Origin of the sequence: Nostoc sp. DedQUE04, from assembly GCF_034530995.1 — a bacterium.
In the GTDB taxonomy this organism is placed as follows: Bacteria; Cyanobacteriota; Cyanobacteriia; order Cyanobacteriales; family Nostocaceae; genus Nostoc.
The window spans coordinates 54,047-72,130 of sequence record NZ_JAVRCA010000041.1 but is presented as its reverse complement, the minus strand read 5'-3'; the positions used below and the strand labels follow the sequence as shown (position 1 = coordinate 72,130).

Annotated in this window: 16 protein-coding genes; 9 read left to right on the top strand and 7 right to left on the bottom strand. The window is 40.2% G+C overall.

Annotated features, from left to right (window positions below):
- Positions 1–145 precede the first annotated feature (145 nt).
- From RM049_RS24630 to RM049_RS24620, 3 genes are all read left to right on the top strand, one after another.
- Positions 146–277, top strand: a complete 132-nt coding sequence (locus RM049_RS24630; RefSeq protein WP_322706027.1) for a hypothetical protein — start codon at positions 146–148, stop codon at positions 275–277.
- Between the two features lie 28 nt (positions 278–305).
- Complete coding sequence (locus RM049_RS24625; protein ID WP_322706026.1) at positions 306–527, top strand: glycosyltransferase; 222 nt, start codon at positions 306–308, stop codon at positions 525–527.
- Positions 528–859: 332 nt separating this feature from the next.
- Complete coding sequence (locus RM049_RS24620) at positions 860–2,098, top strand: glycosyltransferase family protein (protein WP_322706025.1); 1,239 nt, start codon at positions 860–862, stop codon at positions 2,096–2,098.
- Between the two features lie 150 nt (positions 2,099–2,248).
- On the opposite strand, the gene RM049_RS24615 is transcribed toward RM049_RS24620, so the two are convergent.
- On the bottom strand, positions 2,249–3,487 hold the full coding sequence (locus RM049_RS24615; RefSeq protein ID WP_322706024.1) for a peptidase: 1,239 nt from the start codon (positions 3,485–3,487) through the stop codon (positions 2,249–2,251).
- Between the two features lie 545 nt (positions 3,488–4,032).
- On the opposite strand from RM049_RS24615, the gene RM049_RS24610 reads away from it, so the two are divergent.
- From RM049_RS24610 to RM049_RS24595, 4 genes are all read left to right on the top strand, one after another.
- Positions 4,033–6,105, top strand: a complete 2,073-nt coding sequence (locus RM049_RS24610) for a serine/threonine-protein kinase (RefSeq protein WP_322706023.1) — start codon at positions 4,033–4,035, stop codon at positions 6,103–6,105.
- 252 nt (positions 6,106–6,357) lie between these two features.
- On the top strand, positions 6,358–7,620 hold the full coding sequence (locus tag RM049_RS24605) for an O-antigen ligase family protein (protein WP_322706022.1): 1,263 nt from the start codon (positions 6,358–6,360) through the stop codon (positions 7,618–7,620).
- Positions 7,617–8,762: a glycosyltransferase family 4 protein gene (locus RM049_RS24600; protein ID WP_322706021.1), complete on the top strand. Its 1,146-nt coding sequence runs from the start codon at positions 7,617–7,619 to the stop codon at positions 8,760–8,762. The genes RM049_RS24605 and RM049_RS24600 overlap by 4 nt, the downstream gene beginning before the upstream one ends.
- Positions 8,763–8,790: 28 nt before the next feature.
- The gene (locus RM049_RS24595) at positions 8,791–8,982 is read left to right on the top strand and encodes a hypothetical protein (protein WP_322688365.1); all 192 of its coding nucleotides are present in this window, start codon (positions 8,791–8,793) and stop codon (positions 8,980–8,982) included.
- A 23-nt stretch (positions 8,983–9,005) separates the two neighbouring features.
- On the opposite strand, the gene RM049_RS24590 is transcribed toward RM049_RS24595, so the two are convergent.
- The 3 genes from RM049_RS24590 to RM049_RS24580 form a co-directional block, all read right to left on the bottom strand.
- Entirely contained in the window at positions 9,006–11,711 is a 2,706-nt protein-coding gene (locus tag RM049_RS24590; RefSeq protein ID WP_322706020.1) for a chloride channel protein, read from the bottom strand.
- A 210-nt stretch (positions 11,712–11,921) separates the two neighbouring features.
- Positions 11,922–13,235 (bottom strand): TldD/PmbA family protein, encoded by a 1,314-nt coding sequence (locus tag RM049_RS24585; RefSeq protein WP_322706019.1) that lies wholly within the window; start codon positions 13,233–13,235, stop codon positions 11,922–11,924.
- Positions 13,236–13,621: 386 nt separating this feature from the next.
- The gene (locus tag RM049_RS24580) at positions 13,622–14,482 is read right to left on the bottom strand and encodes a Tab2/Atab2 family RNA-binding protein (protein ID WP_322706018.1); all 861 of its coding nucleotides are present in this window, start codon (positions 14,480–14,482) and stop codon (positions 13,622–13,624) included.
- Between the two features lie 239 nt (positions 14,483–14,721).
- Here RM049_RS24580 and RM049_RS24575 point away from each other — a divergent pair, with 239 nt between their 5' ends.
- Positions 14,722–14,949 carry a hypothetical protein gene (locus RM049_RS24575; RefSeq protein ID WP_322706017.1) on the top strand — a complete coding sequence of 76 codons (228 nt, stop codon included), beginning with the start codon at positions 14,722–14,724 and terminating at the stop codon, positions 14,947–14,949.
- Positions 14,946–15,590, top strand: a complete 645-nt coding sequence (locus RM049_RS24570; RefSeq protein WP_322706016.1) for a hypothetical protein — start codon at positions 14,946–14,948, stop codon at positions 15,588–15,590. Before RM049_RS24575 ends, RM049_RS24570 begins: the two co-directional genes overlap by 4 nt.
- A 147-nt stretch (positions 15,591–15,737) precedes the next feature.
- Here RM049_RS24570 and RM049_RS24565 read toward each other — a convergent pair whose 3' ends face one another.
- The 3 genes from RM049_RS24565 to RM049_RS24555 form a co-directional block, all read right to left on the bottom strand.
- Complete coding sequence (locus RM049_RS24565) at positions 15,738–16,385, bottom strand: HAD family hydrolase (protein ID WP_322673105.1); 648 nt, start codon at positions 16,383–16,385, stop codon at positions 15,738–15,740.
- 165 nt (positions 16,386–16,550) lie between these two features.
- A complete protein-coding gene (locus tag RM049_RS24560) occupies positions 16,551–17,744 on the bottom strand; it encodes an NAD(P)/FAD-dependent oxidoreductase (protein WP_322706015.1) in 1,194 nt (397 codons plus the stop codon).
- A gap of 97 nt (positions 17,745–17,841) precedes the next feature.
- Positions 17,842–18,084: hypothetical protein (locus tag RM049_RS24555; protein ID WP_322706014.1), on the bottom strand; the 243-nt coding region annotated here is incomplete at its 5' end.

The window sequence follows — 18,084 nt, the reverse complement described above, 5'->3', positions numbered from 1 at the left end:
AAACTAATATATCTTCTTGAAAAACTCCAGTTCTCAAGGTGGATGAGGTTTAATTGATGATTAATCTCTCAAAAACTTTTGGGAGTTTGGAAAAGTCCGCTTTAACTTACTAGACCGAGTGCTAGTGAAGATAGTTACAGGTTAATTGACACATATTTATCGAGTTTGGTATTGTTACCAGCGTCCCATAAATTACGAAGCTTATATTATATGTGGCCCAGAAATGCCCTTAGAACAACAAGCTGCACTGAAACTGAAAGCTGCTGTATATCCCTAAGTGCAGATAGACAAATTTACCGGATTTAATGAGTTACATCGCCGCAGATGCCGTAGTCGCAATGGGTGGCTACAAAACAACTTGCGAGATTCTCTCAGTGGGTAAGCCAGCAGTAGTAGTACCCAGAATTAAGCCATCACGAGAACAGTGCATTCGTGCAGAAAATTTGGCAAATTTGGGGGTTTTAGCAGCGATTCAAAACGATCTGACTTTAGATATATTACTGCGATCGCTGTTACAACAACTCTAAACTCCGCAGATTTCCCAACCGAAAATTAATCTCAATGGTTTGCCCAAAATTAACCAATACATCTCTACCTTACTAGCAAAAAAAGAGCGTGATTATACCAATTAAAAATTCAAAATTCAAAATTAGAAAAGCTAGACATAACAAAGGGATGTCCGTATGTATCTGTCGCATTCTTTTTTAAATTGATATTACATTTTTCGATAACCCATATGTACAATTACTGAAATTAACGATGATTGCCAAAATTGTTAAAGTAAAAAGTAATAAAAGTATTTATTGTATCTTTCGTTCGCCTTCTTCCAACCATCCAAATTGACAGAGGTAAAATTTTTATGAAACGTATTATGTTTTACTGCCAACATATTTTAGGTATGGGGCATCTGGTTCGCAGCCGCGAAATTGTGCGAGGTTTAACCAAAGACTTCCAAGTTTGTTTTATTAATGGTGGTGAAATAATTCAAGGATTTGAAATTCCTGCTGGTGTAGAAGTTATCAATCTACCTGTAATTAAAACTGACCTAGAATCTGCTGAACTACAAGTACTAGATGATGCCTTTAGCCTTAGCGAAGCCAAAGACATTAGAAAAAATCGACTTCTGGAAATCTTTAAGCAATTCCAGCCTGATATTTTAATCGTTGAGTTATTTCCTTTTGGGAGAAGACGCTTTTCTTTTGAATTAATTCCATTATTAGAATTAGCCAAATCAAATAAAGGCTCAACTAAAATAGTTTCTAGTTTGCGAGATATTGTAGTTATTAAACCGGAAAAACAAGTAAAACACGAGGAGAAAGTATGTAACTTAATCAATAAATATTTTGATATTCTGTTGGTTCACAGCGACCCAGAATTAGTCTCACTAGAAGCAACCTTTTCTAGAGTCAATGACCTAAAGTGCCAAGTATATTACACCGGATATGTCGTGCAAGACCCACCAAAAAATCTTATTTTAACTGATGAAGATCGAGAAATTATTAAATCAGACAAACCCCTGATTTTAGCCAGTGTAGGAGGTGGTAGATTTGGTCATGAGTTGCTTGAATGTGTAGTTAACACAGCCCCTTTTTTAGAGAAATTATTGCCACATCATATTCAGGTTTTTACTGGGCCATTCATCCCCAATTCAAAATTTAAAAACCTGCAAGAAATGGCAAAATTTAGTAAAAACATCTATATTCGACGCTATACTCCTTACTTGCTAAATTACATGAAAAAAGCAGACCTTTCAATAAATATGTCTGGCTATAATACCATAATGAATATTTTAACCACAGGTGTACGAGCTATGATTCTTCCCTTTACAGGTAATCAGGAGCAAGAACAAATAATTAGAGCCGAAAAGTTAAGCGACTTAGGAATAGTCAAATTTATCAATCATAATTATTTGCAACCTGATTACCTAGCTATTAATATTATTAATTATCTCAAAGAGCAGCCTAACAAAATTAACTTTGATTCTGGGGGAGTTGAAAAAACTGTAAACATCTTAAGAGAATGTTTTAAAAGTCCTTTCGTTAGTAGCAAAACGTTATCTATCCCCCCAATCCCCTTTAAAAAGGAAGGAGGGATATGAAAGTGTCTAAAATCACAGTGAAATACTTTTCAAACAATCTCTTAACTTAACTTTGTGCAATGGTATCAAGACTATTACGGTAAATAAAAAAACATTCCGAACTATATCCTACTCATAGCAATAGTCTCGATACCAGAATTGGTAATTACTTCAGAAAATAGTTAATCTATATTTACCGCGCTCCTGTGGATTTTTGGAAGTAATAACTATATAGTATGTATCATCTTCAGGCAACCTAGCTCGGTCAATTAAAGCACTGTAGACACCACTTTTGTCTTTGTCTTTATCAATCGCGATCGTCTGTCCTTTAGAATTTAGCAAAGCTACATAAGGAGAAAACTCTTCATCAACACTATCAACACGAATACTGATCAGTTGATTTTTTCTACCTTGAAAATTAGAAACATTGTAAGCGCCTCCATTTTGTTTCAAGGTTGAGCTTTTGGCAGTTAGTTGGCCTGATTCATCTAAAGTATAGCTAGCTCTATCATTCCTAAGAGCCAAACTATAGCGGCCTGTATCTCCAGGATCTTGACTAGTAACAGCAATCTTATAAATACCATTCTTAGGCAGTCGCGCGAAAATAAATGCATCATCACCACCACTGCTTTTATCCAAAGCGCCTTTTTTAACAATGATATTATTATCAGGATCGTGCAGAAACAACAACGGTTTTAAACTCAAGTTATTGGATCTACGTGTATCATTACTGCCAATCAATCTAATTTGAACTAATTGATTTTCTCTGCCCTCAAACTCATAGAAATGAAAATATCTACCTTCAGATTGAAAGTCACCTTTACTCAGAATACCTAATGCAACATCTACAAAGTTAATCTCTTTGTAAGTTGGTGTTGCAGGTGAAGAAATCGCTGAATTATCGAGATTTTGGTTCCCTGTAGCGACATTATAACTTGGCTTACGAACTCTCCCAGAGCCACCATTAGAACGATTGGCGTTTGAGTTAGCAATTCTAGCTCTAGACGATCTAGATGCAGAGCTACCACTATTGGAACGATTAGAATTTGAGTTAGAAGTCCTACGTCTAGATGCTCTAGGAGTAGAGCTATTATCTGAAACCCTGGAAGTTCGCTGAGAATTTTCTCTATGAGAAGATACACGAGGAGCCTTTTGTACTGGTGACTCAATAGATATTTTCCGTCTTGGAGATGTTGATGCCTGAGAAGCAGGAATTTGCTCAATTCCTTTTTTTACTGCTTCTGGTTGTCTCTCATCTGGTGATTTAGCAATTATGAAATCTTGAGAACTGTGAGATTTCACCAAAGCACTTATAGGCAGCACATTACTTGTGATTAACAAACTACTACTCACGCAGCTAATTAAAACATGACTTAATTTGCGACGATAGTTTTTATTGCCTAATAGCATAATTACGCTCCTAATTTTGCTGATAATTTTGTCTTTTTCTGAAAGACAAAATTAATACTAGTTGCTGTTTTAGCCACAGCAGTTATGTAAATGTAAAGGGAAATTTAGCGTATATACTTTAGCGGCTTGCTAAAGGCATCGCCTGTAATCAAATGAATTCGTATATCTTACATACCCAAATGTTTGCCACAATCAAATCGGAAAAATTGTATTTTCAATTTAGACTACTAGAGGAAATCTCAATTTCGTAGGTATATACTGAGCTACAAACTTAAATTGCTGCTTTTCGGAATTTTGCCTAGATATTTTTGTAAACCTGACTAAATTGCTCATACAGATGTAATACACAAGCAGACCTGACGCCCATCAATTCATCAAAAGGCATCGCTCAAACACAATTTTTTCAATTTATCTAAATTGTTCAATACCTGATGAGGTAAGGAAATTGAAGATTTGTATGCTGTCTCAGTGATATTTACTAACAACAGAGATTATACTGCATGACTTAAGATGAATATATACCCCAACTGAAATGGATTCCCAGTATGCTCTGTTGTGTGAATCCCGATTGCCAAAAACCCTTAAATCCTGATAAAAACAACTATTGCCACAGTTGTAGAGCGGAATTGATACCCCTGCTAGGAGGTCGCTATCGTCCCACTCAGGTTTTATCAGACGAGGGTGGATTTGGTAGAACCTATCTAGCCAAAGATATACACAAACTGAATGAATGTTGTGTTGTTAAGCAATTTGCGCCAAAACTTCAGGGAACTGGGCCGCTAACTAAAGCCGTTGAACTATTTAAACAAGAAGCGAGCCGACTGCAAGAACTGGCAGAACATCCACAAATTCCAACTTTATTGGCTTATTTTGAGCAAAATAGCTATCTCTTTTTGGTGCAGCAGTTTATCGATGGGCAAAACTTGCTCAAAGAATCGGAAACGCGGGCAAACTATAACGAAACGGAGATTCGCCAACTTTTGCTAGATTTACTGCCAGTACTGAAGTTTATCCATCTGCGGGGAGTGATTCACCGAGATATCAAGCCACAGAATATTATTCGTCGTCAAAGTGACGGGCGATTAATCCTCATTGATTTTGGAGCCTCCAAGCTGTTGACAGCAACAGTGCATACTAGAATGGGCACTGTTATTGGCTCACACGGTTACACTGCACTTGAACAGATGCAAGAGGGAAAAGCTTACCCAGCCAGTGATTTATTCAGTTTGGGGGCTACTTGTTTTCATCTCCTGACTGGGGTTCGCCCATCTCAACTGTGGATACACCAGGGTTATGGTTGGGTTGCATCTTGGCGGCAACATTTAACCAGTTCAGGTAGGGACGGGATTTCTATATCTGTAGAGTTGGGTGAAGTTTTGGATAAGCTGTTGCAATTAGACATCCAAAAGCGTTATCAATCGGCTGATGAAGTCATCAATGACTTGACACCTCAAATACCATCATTGTCATCAGTGCCCCCAACTATACTGACAACAACATTTGCAGCTCCCCCAGCAAACAAGGTGCTAGTTTCACCAAAATCAAATAACAATCTGAAAAGTCAACTGCTGTTAGGTTCTAGCATTTTAGTGTTGGGATTAGGGGGAGTTTGGTATTTTCAGTCTCGTCCCCAGATAGTCAGCGAGGCTCCTCAACCTATTTCTCAGCCTGTTTCTCAGCCTATTCAGCCCCAAAAAAACGTCTCAGAAAATTCTTATTCACCCAAACCCTTCAAGGGGCATTCTAGTGACGTGAATTCCGTAGCTTTCAGTCCTGATGGTACAACCCTTGGCAGTGCCAGTGATGATAAGACAATCAAGCTATGGAATCTGACAGGTGGACAGGAAATCCGCACTTTAGAAGGACATTCTAATTGGATTTGGACTATAGCTTTCAGTCCTGATAGCAAAATCCTCGCTAGTGGCAGTGCGGATAAGACAATCAAACTGTGGAATGTGGAAACAGGAAAGTTAATCCGCACCTTGCAGGGAAATAGCGATGGAGTTACATCTGTAGCTTTCAGTCCTGATGGCAAAACCCTTGCCAGTGGCAGTGCTAGTAAGGATATGAAAATCAAACTGTGGAATCTGGAGACAGGAAAGTTAATCCGCACCTTAGAGGGACATACCAGTGGTGTTGCATCTGTAGTTTTCAGTCCTGATGGTAAAACCCTTGCCAGCGGTAGCTGGGATAAAACAATTAAATTGTGGAATCTAGGGACAGGAAAGTTAATCCGCACCTTAGAGGGAAATGCAGAGTCGATTCTTTCAGTCGCTTTTGCTCCTGATGGCGTCATCCTTGCTAGTGGCAGCAAAGACAAGACAATTAAATTGTGGAATCTGAAAACAGGAAAGTTAATCCACACCTTAAAAGGACATAATGATAAGGTTAATTCTGTCGCCTTTTTGCGAAGCGTAGGTTCAAATGGTATCACCCTTGTAAGTGGCAGTAGTGACAAGACAATCAAACTTTGGAACCCAGTCACCGGAAAGGAAATTCGCACTTTGGAGACAGGTTCTGGATATATTTATGCCGTTGCCATTAGCCCAGATGGACAAACCATTGCCGGTGGTGGAAGTGGTGAGAACATTCTCAAAATTTGGCAGATGATTAATTAAAAATATCTAATAGCGTACATTCAGAATACATTGCGACTTTTTTGGGTTCTACCTGATAAAGAACATTTAGCTGTGTAAAAATACCAAATTAATCCTAGCTTAAAAAGATGATATTGGCGAAGACTGTATTATGGTAATATTTTCTACGTGTTGGGGATTATAGATTGAAAAAAATATCAAAATCTATCCCCAATTCGCCAAAAGTAGGTTATAGAGGTTTGATTTTTTTTTAATATCTTTAAATAAAAGGTTATGATTAATATATTTTTTCTACTCATACTATTTTCTTCACTTTTAGGGCGAATTAAATTTCCAGGAATAAATATTGGTATTCATTATTTATTACTTCCTGTATTTAGTTTTGGAATCATTAGTTTATCTTTAAAATCTCTACCAGAAGTTATTAAGAAGCATAAAATAATTGTGATATCTATAAGTCTAATGTATTTATGGATGTGGCTTTCCTCATTAATAAGCGATTTTCCAAATATTGCTATTACTTATAGTCTAAAATACTCAACTTATTACATCTTATTTTTTGCTTTTTTAATATTAACCTTTAAGAATATAACCGCATCATCTTTAACATTTTATTATCGTTGCATATTATACTTACTACAGATCATTGCAGGTTTGGGTTTTTTAGAGGTTTTACTTCCCAACAACTGGATTTTTAAATTATTAAAGTTTCCTAGCTTTTATCCTGAGATTGGTTCGATTATGCAAAACCCTAATCAGTTTGGGGTCATAGTCGCCATTGGATTATGTTTAAGCCTGATTTTAGAAAAACAGAATAAAATTTCTAAAATTGAATTACATATAAGCGAATTAATTTTTCTAATTCCCTTAGCATTATCTGCCAGCGGGAATGGTTGGGTAATTTTTATAATTGGGATGTTTCTTTTGCTGATATATCAAATTATTAGTTTGAGAAAAATGATTTATCTAATCAGCTTGTTGTTTTTGTTCATTGTAACTGCACCAGTTTCTACACGGAGAATTGGTTTGGCAGATAGTAAAATATTTCCACTAACTAATATATTTTTAGAAAATTCAAGTTCGGTCAACCCAAATCAAAAAAAAATTCCTACTCTTATGGGAACAGGTTTTTCCAGGTTTCAAATGTGGCAGGCAGCTATTAATGAAACTATTAAAAGACCATTTACTGGTATAGGCATAGGAGTTTTTCCAGACCAGATAGGAGTGAAAGTTTGGGGAAAGAAAAGTTATCATGCACATAATATATTTTTAAATGTGTCAGCAGAGCAAGGAATTCCTGGATTATTGTTATTTACTAATTTTTTAGCGAGAATAGCATTGAAAGTTAAATATACTAATCCTTTAATTACTGTTCCGATTATTATGTTTTTAGCATCTCAAATTCCAGATGTTTTTACTGAAGACTATACTTTTACAACTATTGAGTTTTATTTTATCGCAGCGGCTATCAATTCTCGAAAAGATGTTGTCACGCAATTAAAACCTGAAATTATTGAAAATGCCAAAACCCTATGAGTGCTAAACCTCGTCTTTACTTAATATTTCCGAATATATTTGATTTCAAGGGAGGTATTCAAGTTTACTCAAAATTTTTGCTGAAAGCTTTACAAGATATATATCCTGAAGCTGATTATGATGTGTTTCTCAAATACGATAAGTATAGTTTAAAACAGCCAGATAAATTGCAGTTTTTAAGTTCAACAATATTTCATTATTTTGGAGATTTACCAAAATTATTGCAACCAATTTTATTTGCCACGAAAATAATTATTTTAGCTATTATTCAACATCCCGTTATAGTGATTTCTACTCATGTTAACTATGCGATTGTTTGTTATATTGTCAAATTTTTTACTGGAACTCCTTACTGGGTCGTTGCTCATGGCTTAGAAGTTTGGGATATCGAAAATAAGGCAACAAAATTTGCTTTAGAAAAAGCAGATAAAATCATTAGTGTTAGTAATTATACTCGCCAGCGCTTGCTTCAAGATACAAATATTGATTCAGAAAAGATAGTTATTTTGCCTAATACATTTGATGCTAGTAAGTTTCCAATAAATTCTAAACCTACCTACTTACTCAAGCGATATAACTTAACAGACGAACAACCTGTAATTTTAACAGTAACGCGCCTGGGAAGCACTGCAAAATACAAGGGTTATGACCAAATCCTTCATGCTTTAGTTAAAGTGCGATCGCATCTTCCTAATGTTCACTTTATTCTTGCAGGTAAAGGAGATGATATACCTCGAATTAAAGCTTTAGTTACTAACTTAAATCTCCAAGATTGCGTAACAATTGCCGGATTTGTTCCAGAGCAAGAATTGTGCGATCATTACAATCTCTGCGATGTTTTTGCTCTGCCTAGTAAAGGAGAAGGATTTGGGATTGTTTTTCTAGAAGCTTTAGCTTGTGGTAAACCTGTTTTGGCAGGTAATCAAGATGGTTCTATAGATCCCTTGGCTGAGGGGAAGTTGGGATGTTTGGTCGATCCTGATAATGTTGAAGAAATTGCCGATAATCTAATTCAAATCTTGCAAGGTGATTGCTCTAATCCAGTAATTTACCAACCAGAATACTTACAACAAAAAACTATTGAAGCTTTTGATTTTAGCCAGTTTCGGGAAAGTTTAGCAAAGTTAATTAGTAGTAATTAGTTACAATTTAATAAAATTTGGTAAAAAAATGGACGATTCAGTATTTGTTATATTTCTTGCCTTTGGATTTATTTGGGTTTTGATGGGAGTTGTAGGTTGGATTGCGTTTCTCAAATCTGAGGGTGAGGAAATTAAGTTTGGTAAATGGGGACTTATAGTTGCTATTCCAATCTTAATACCAATAATTGTTACTCTGATTATTGGTGTATTTTATCATTAAAAACTCACTAAAATCTATGTTTTTTACTTTTGCATCGCACCTCTAACCAAAATGACTGTACTTTCAACACCAGAGGCGATCGCTTCGGGAATATTACCTTGAATCGCTTGCTGTAGCAATCCCTCGCGGGAAGCTCCCAAAACTACAACGTCGTAACCTTCGGTTTCCACTAGGTTAATCACACCTTCAGCGACTGAATTAGCTTGTATGGGGAGAGCAACTACAGTACTCGACAATTTGCGACGACGCATCAAATGGCGGATGGCTTGTTCTGAAATTGACATATCTGGCTTGAGTTCAGATGGTTTAAACACCTGTGTCAAGCGAATTTTCGGATCGTTTCCCAATGTAATTAAAGCCGGTAGCAATTTAATTGCTAGTGGGGAATTGGGGCCACCAGCCACTGGAACTAGCCATCGGTTGAACTGGGGGCTGGGGATTGGGGATGGTGGGGCCCCCTCTGGGGATAAGGGGTAATGGGGGTTGGGGATGGTGGGGCCCCCTCTGGGGATAAGGGGTAATGGGGGTTGGGGAGTTTTGCCTAATTTTACTAATACGACTTCGCAGGTGGCTTGGCGAATTATGGTGTCAACAACGCTACCAAAAATCCGACCAGGGGTAGATGTGTTACCTTTCCATCCCATTAAAATTAGGTCGATGTGTTGTTCGTTGATTGTCTCCAAAATTGCCTGCGCCACATCGTGGGTAACTCGAATCTGCGTGTGTAAAGGAATTTTCCACTTTTTTGCTAAGACTTCTGCCTGTCGTAGCAAGCGGCGACTTTTTGCGGTTCTTACCTGTGTTTCTGATGGGGAACTGTGGCGGGGTATCAGCATCACTTGCACGCAATCTATTTCATAATGGCGATCGCGGGCAATAGCTGCTGCCATTTGTAATAAAACACCCGCTGTTTCGGGATTTGCTACGGGTACTAATAATCTACCTCTACCAGTGCTGGGCGATCGCGTCTGGTAAACTATGTATGAAGGTTCTGGTCGCAGTTTCGGTGTCGCATTCTCACCATTGAGATGATCTGCTTCCGCCCGAATAATATCTGCACGAGTAATAATCCCAATCAGTTTTCGTCTATCTACCACCGGTAAGCGACTGATTTGATAGCGATCGAGTAAATATAGTACATTACTGAGGGTGTGAATTGGTGATACTGTCATCGGGACAGATGTCATAATTTCTTTTAAGAAAATATCGGCTAGATTGCGATCGCGAAATGTGTGGTTTGTACTCTCGCGGATTTTCAGCAAATCTGATTGCGTTACAATCCCCACTAACTTGCTATCTTCTACCACAGGAAAACCGCGATGATGAGAACGAGCAAAAGCTTGCATTGCTTCTTCCAAGCTCATCTCTGCATCTAGAGTTTCTACCCGTTCTTGCATTACATCTTTTGCAGTTAACTTGTTTAATGCTCCTTCCATCGCAACTTCTTTGGTGAGAGTAATACCTTTTAACTCCAAAAGTTTCTCATAAAGCGAACCAGGCACTACCTTATCCGCAACCAGGTAAGCTGCGACAGAAACAATCATTAAAGGTAGCACTAGGTTGAAATCTGTAGTCATTTCAAAGACAATCACAATGGCTGTGATTGGCACTTTGGAAACGGCGCTAAAAAATCCACCCATACCCGCTAGGGCGTAAGTCGTAGGAGAACCAACTCCGGTGATATATAACTCAGATACACCGATGATGTGTCCTAAACAAGAACCCAAAATCAGACTGGGAGCGAATAATCCCCCCGGCGCTCCCGAACCAAATGCAATCAGTGTGAGGATGAACTGGGCTGCAAAGGCGATCGCTGCAACGCTAGGATGGGAATTTCCAGTAATTAATGACTCACGTAGTCCTGTATTATCACGGAAAGATGCAGGAAGCATGGCGACAACAACACCAGAGATAAATCCAGCTAAAGCTACGCGCAAGGGCAAACTGATGTGTAATCTTTCGTAAAATTTAATACTAAAGATAATGCCGTGATTAAACAATGCACCAAACAAGCCTGCCAAAATACCTAACAGGATGAAAAAGGGAATTTCTGGGATGGAGAATTGGCTGGAAGATTTTACTAATTGCAAGTTAAGGTCAAGAGAGCCACCACCCAAAAGTCGGGATATCACGCCACCAATAAAGGAGGCGATAATGGCAGTTCCGAGAGTCAATCCTGATAAATCTTGGAGTAATTCTTCAACGATAAACAAGACACCTGCGATCGGGGCATTGAAAGCAGCAGCCAAACCGGCACCTGCACCAGCTGCAATCATCTGCCGTCGATGATCTGGGGAAGTGGGAACCCAACGACTCATCCCTGCTGCCAAACCTGCCCCCACTTGGACAGTAGGGCCTTGCCGTCCTAGAGTCATGCCAGAACCGATGGCGACGATCGCACTGAGTAACTTCACACCCGCTACCCGCCAAGATAATGTCACAGGCACATTAGCCAGAGAAGCTTTGACTTGTGGAATACCGCTACCAGAAGCCTCTGGTGCTAATCTATCCACCAACCATCCAGCCAGAAATCCCAGGACAAGACCAATTGCAGGTAGTACCAGCCATGCCGGGAAAAGGTGGGTAGTATGCACTCGCCATGTCCCCAGCCATCCCGATCCGACTTTTAGGAATACCGCAGATAGGGCAGCAACCAGACCGATAATACAGGCTTCGGCGATCGCTAAACCTCTTCTAGGCTGCCACCAGGTGCGAAAACGCTGATTCATACCAGTTTTGGATTTTAAATTTTGGATTACAAATCTTTCCTAAAAAGCTGTTTAGTGGAATCTTAGAGGATGGTTTAAAAGCCTATATCAAGGCTCATATCCCCGACTTCTTAAAGAAGTCGGGGATATTGTTATTCACAAATAATTTAGGATCGCTATACAAAAGCACTCTCCCCGATTACGAATTACGAATTACGAATTACGAATTATTTAATTGCTTCTTCCCGTAGTAGATAGCCCTTCTACGATCAGAGACGGAGTATAACAAGAACCATTCCAATCAACATCGTTGCCTAGTGTAACCAATTGCTTCAGGGCTGTGTAAACATTACCTGCAACCATCGTATCCTTAACACGCCCAATTACTTGACCATTTTGGACGCGGTAGCCTAAATCGACGTTAATCGAAAAATCTCCAGAAATACTGCCGCCACCACCCAACATTTGATCGACAATCAAGCCATCATCTAGTTGTTGAATCAAATCTGGTAGCGATGCCGATCCGGGCTGGATGAGAAAATTAAATAAACCAGGGGTAGGATAGCTACCTAAACCAGGACGAAAACCATTTCCAGTGGTATTAGTACCCAGTTGGGAGCCAGTGGTGCGATCGCTATAGAAATGTTGTAAAGTCCCGTTTTGGATAAATACTAGAGATTGAGTCGGAGTGCCTTCATCATCAAAAGGGCAACTGTAAGGGCCAGCTTCAGGATCCTGGTAGATGGTGAGACTAGGTGCAACTACTTCCTTACCCAAACGTTCTGCCCAAGGTGAAGCTGCTTCTAAAACTCGCTTGCCATTCAAAGCGGCTTGTACAGTACCCCAAAGCATATCGGCGGCTTTAGAAGTGAATAAAATCGGGACACGACCAATAGGAGGTGAAATATTTTCACTCGACCAAATTAACCGTTGTAAAATTTGGTTAGCTAATCTCTCTGAGTCGAGTTCCCCCCGATTGGTTTGACCATCAGCAACACTTAAAAAATCATCACCACGCACCCATTCTGCTGATATATAGCAGCTGAGGGTAGTGTCTGTATAGTGACAATCTAAACCTTTGGTGTTGACTAGTCTGGTGGTTTCAATATCACATTCCCAGTCACCATTACATACAACATCGGGATAGGCATCACGAATGAGTGCGATCGCTTCTTTGCCCCAGTCCACCAAAACCTCTATCGGGAAACTTTCTCCTAAATCGGGGTAGGAAGGCTGAAAGTTAAAGCCTAATTCTACAGTTTCCGGTTGATTTAGTTGACTCAAAGCCAGAGCTTTTTCCACCATTACTTCGGCTAAGACAGAACCGTAAGCTACCGTCAGTCCCGGACGCCCGTTTCGCCAAAGCCGTAGTGCTGTGCCTTCAGATTGGTTAGTTTCTAGCTGTTTGAGTCGGTTTGCCTCAAAAAACACGGGACGAGAAAGCGATCGCGACTGATACACTTCAGCAGTTTCTGCTCCAGATTTTATAGCTAGTTCCAGCAACTGTTCGGCTAGTGTATCTTGTGACAAATTTTCAGAACCCATGACCCTTAGTGAATTGTGGATTTTGAACCGCATATCAACGCTATCTTTTGAGAAGTGCGATGTCTACGACGAGCTACGCCTACGCACTTTCCAATGATGAACGCAGATAACTATCCAAAAATCATCAATGTTTCTTTACAGTTACGATTTGAAACCGCAGATCGACACTGATGGACGCAGTTAATTATCCCAAATCATTGTCATGTCTCAACGGATATTGTCATTTGTAATTGGGGATTGGGGATCGGGCATTGGGCATTGGGCATGGTTATTCTCCTTATCTCCCCAGTTCCCAATCCCTAGTCCCCAGTCCCCAGTCCCCAATCCCTAGTCCCCAGTCCCCAGTCCCAGTCCCCAGTCCCCAGTCCCCAATCCCCAGCCCATTTTCACAAATTAACCTCTTGCAACAGCCAAAAACCAGCAAAAGATTCTGCTTTGGGATCGGACTGTACGCCGATAAAATGTATTCCATTCGCTTTTTGCTTGGCTGCTTCAAAAGCTTTGGCTTCTGCTAAGATTTGAGGTTTTTTGATATTTGCCACAATCCAGCTTTCAGTTACACCAGTTTCTAAAAGCAATCTCGCCTCTTGGCTAGCGTCAAATTTTAAAAAAGCTAACTCCAAACCAGACATCCAGCCAGCCAAGGGTAGCGCTCTCGATGAGAAAATCAAAATACCAGGGATACGCGCTTCGGGTGAAACTTTCGCCAACTCTAAAGGGAAAGCTTCACCAAAACCAATTTCCCACTCTGGCATATCAGCAAAATCCGCAGCATCTAAGGTAACAAATACCCACTGTTGTCCTTCCAAAGCATCTGGTAAACGTTGTGGCAAAGGTTTTTCTAAGCGGACTGAAGGATTAGTCCCCCCTTGATACCCTGTCTCTTGAGGATACACTTCTTCCATCCGCTGTTCTAACCATTGATTGAGAACCAAAGTCCGGCGGCTAGGCTGGGTGGGAATACCCAAATCTTGGCAAGCTTTAGTAATCATATTGTTCATTTGGCGGCGGAAAAAGCGGATTTTAATTGGTGCTTTTCCAGCTTGGTTAATAGCCTCCTGCAATGCTGTCCGCAACCAGACCGAATTTACCTGGGTACTGGGACAATATTGAGCATAGCGAAACAAAGAGTCTACTTTTGCGCCGATATCCAAGGGGCTTTCGCAGACTAAGACTTCCCAAACTTTTTTTTGATTAGCGTCCAAAATCGGACGGGAGTAAAAATCGATTTCCCAAATACTGCCCATGTTTTGCGGTAAAAATCTGGCTGTTATGTTTTCCTGATATCTCGATCATACGAGTGTTAGGGCAGCAGGGGAATAAGGGAGTGGGGAGTGGAGAGTTGGGAGTGGGCATTTGACTGGAGAATTTATCAGGCGATCGTTCTTAGAGAGGTTTATTGTCTCCATAACTATGAAAAATTTTCAACAATTGGTTAAACGTGAGTGGATTTTGGGCTTTCTAGTTATAGTGCTATTCCAAAATCATGAATAATTCGACTAAAAAACCTTTACAATTTATTCCACCCAAGCAGACAAACCCAGCCGTTGATGAACTGGTTGCCTTACGACAGTGGATGAGTGAGTTCAGGAAGGACTTTACACAATTTGGTAAAGAACTGTCTTTGAAAGTCGCTTTTGGCGTTATTGGCTCGGTTATTTTGTGTTATTTCGTCATCGGACTTTTATCCTTAGTTTTTGGACTAGGAAGATGATGAAAAATAATGCACCTTTTTTGACACCTAACCCTCAAGAATTTAAACTCCGCATTGTTTGGAGTGCCGATAGCTCTACCAAAATGGTGGCTGAATTTTTAAGCTGTAAGTGGCTCCCTCGAATTGGTGAAACTCTCGTTTTGCCAATAGATGAGACACGCAAACCTAGTTGGTGCAAGTTTAAGGTGTTTGATGTAATCTATGATTTTCAGCATCAGACTGTTCGAGTTTTGTGTAGTCCAATAAAATCTTTAGTTTCGCCCGACGTAAAATCGCTAATCTCAAAAGTCCAACAATCTAAAGATAATTGGCAGGTTTGGGAAAAGGCGTTTGAGGCAAGCGAGGCAACAACGAAGACTGAGGAGCCAGAACGTCATTTTGGACTCGGACACGAACTTTATCCGATAGACGAGGAAGATATAGATGAAGAACCAAAAAAGCTCGAATTGTTGTCACAAGGCGCAATGTCAAAATTTACAGAACTTGAAGACAAGATCGACGCAATGGAAACAAGACAGAAGGCTAATGAATTGCAGCGCCAAGCCCAGCTAGAATATGAGCTTTCTCAGACAAATGAAGAATATGTGGACGACGAATTAGAAAAACTGAAGGCTGAGATGGAGGACATATTTGGGGACTAGTTTGGTTGCGTTCCAGTGGGAACCTGAGTATTTGGGCAGAAACAATTTATTTGATTTGGGAAACGACTGAGGCAGAAGAGTGGATTGATAGATTGGATTGGATTCCACTTTAAAAAAATTTAGCGTTGTTAAATTGAAAGTATCCCCTCATTTTCCACGATCGATCCAAACGCCTCTAAGTCCAGCTGCTTTAGCTGCATGATAATCTTCTACAATGCTATCGCCGATATGCCACGCTGCCTCTGGGGAACATTTATGTTTGTCTAAGGCAATGGCAAAAATTTGCGGGTCGGGTTTAGCTGCACGTACCTGCGTAGAAATGGTGACGGAGGTAAAAAACTCTCTCAATCCCAAACTTTGCAATACTGAGTAAATCCGAGAATCAAAATTGGACAACACCCCCAGGCTAACTCCCAACCGCCGCCAGTTGATTAAAGCTGGTAAAACATCGGGATAGACAAACCACGGTTCGCCAGTGCCAAAGTGGATGTAAAGTTCGCTAAAAAAAGCCGAAAAGTCAGAAAATTCCTTGAGAACACCTGCCCTTTCAAAAGTGTTCAGAGCAATTATCCGCCACCAATCAAACTCGCGCTGGGGAATATCTTGCAGTTCTGCATCTGGAAATATCGGTGGCGGCGCTGTTTTAAAGCTTTGGATGAAAGCTGTATTCAATGTTTCGGCTGAAACTGTAACGCCAAATTCCTGGGCTATCTGACTATAAACTTCGCCCACACCACCTTTGACATCGAAAAGTGTACCCACAGCATCTAAAAAAATAACTTTCGGTTGTTCCATTAAAGTTTGAAAATTTTGAATGTTGAATTTTAGATTTTGGCTTATTAAGAGCTTCTGTGGGTAGAGTTTAGCATCTGCTAAGTAGATTGGCGGAAATTAAACAAATCATCGTAAATGTATTGGTTTTTTTACCAATGCTCAATTCGCAATTCCCAACCTTGAAAGTTACCTTGAAAGTGTTTCTATAATCGGACGGAATAGCCAATTAAAACCAACTTTCAGCTGATGGTCTAAAGTTGGCAATCTATATAAATAAGCAGCACGGCGAGCGACGTATGCCAAGGGCCCATCTAGTTTAATTCCCAAACCAGTGAGAGTAGCGTTGTCTATTCCTAGTGCCATCATTTCTCCTAACTGTTGGTAGTGGAAGGGAAGGAGGGGGCGATTAGTCAGAGTTGCCCAGATATTCCAAGCAGTATAATCAGCTTGTTGAAAAGCCGCTTGTGCCGTAGCGGGGACTTGCTGTCCTTCAGCATCATGACAGTCTGCTAAATCTCCCAAGGCAAAGATTTCTGGACGATCGAGGACTTGCAGATTAGATGTAGTGATGATTTGACCGCGCTGATTTTGCTTGAGAGGAAGAGATTTGACTACAGGCGCAACTCTAGTTCCTACAGTCCAAATTACCAAATCCACGGGAATCGTGTCTAACTGGTTTTTGTACTCTAGGGAAATGCTATTTTGCTCGATTGATTCTACTTTGGTTTCTAAGTCAATAAATACACCACGGGCATCTAATGCTTTCTTTGCTGCTTCCCGATTAAACTCTGGGGAAGTTCGCAAAATTTGGTCGGCGATTTCAACGATCCGAAAGCGTCCTCTTTCGCCTAGTCTGTCAGCTAACTTACAAGCTAACTCTACACCACTGTAGCCAGCCCCAACGATCGCTACCCGAATTTTATCAGCATCCGATTCTTCTAAAAATCGCAGGCGTTCTTCTAAACGATAAGCATCAGAGATGGTGCGGAATGTGTAGGCGTAGGCTGCCGCACCAGGGACTAAATCTAGCGGTGTCTCACCTCCTAGCGCCAGCACCAATCGGTCATAAGGGATTTCCGGGCCTTCTTGGATATTTACCCGTTGCTGGTCGATGTCAATTCCAGACACAACACCTTGATAAAAACGCACCCCTGTGCCTTGTAAAAGTTCTTCAAAGGGTGGGGCAATTTCCCAGGTTTGCAGTTCGCCAGTGAGTAATTCGTAAAGTAAAGGAGAGAATAGGAAGCGATCGCTTTGATCTATTAGAACAATTTCGGGTTTTTGCGTAGATTCCCAAGGTAATTGGCTTAACCGCAAGGCTGTGTAGAGACCACCAAAGCCTCCACCAAGGATACAAATTCTAGAAGTTTGTTCAGTCATCTATTCTATGTTATGGAACAATCAATATTAATTAGGCAACTAACTTCAGGGTAACTGAAAGTTTAGGTTTCAAAACCCTCCATTTGTATGAATGGTTTTAACATCGGTAACTCAACACTGCTTCGGTGAGACAAAAGGTGGATGAACGAGTCTTTGATGTGGATTCATCCAGTTCAAAGGTGGATGAATGAGTCTTTGATATGGATTCATCCAGTTCAAAGGTGGATGAACGAGTCTTTGATGTGGATTCATCCAGTTCAAAGGTGGATGAATGAGTCTTTGATATGGATTCATCCAGTTCAAAGGTGGATGAACGAGTCTTTGATGTGGATTCATCCAG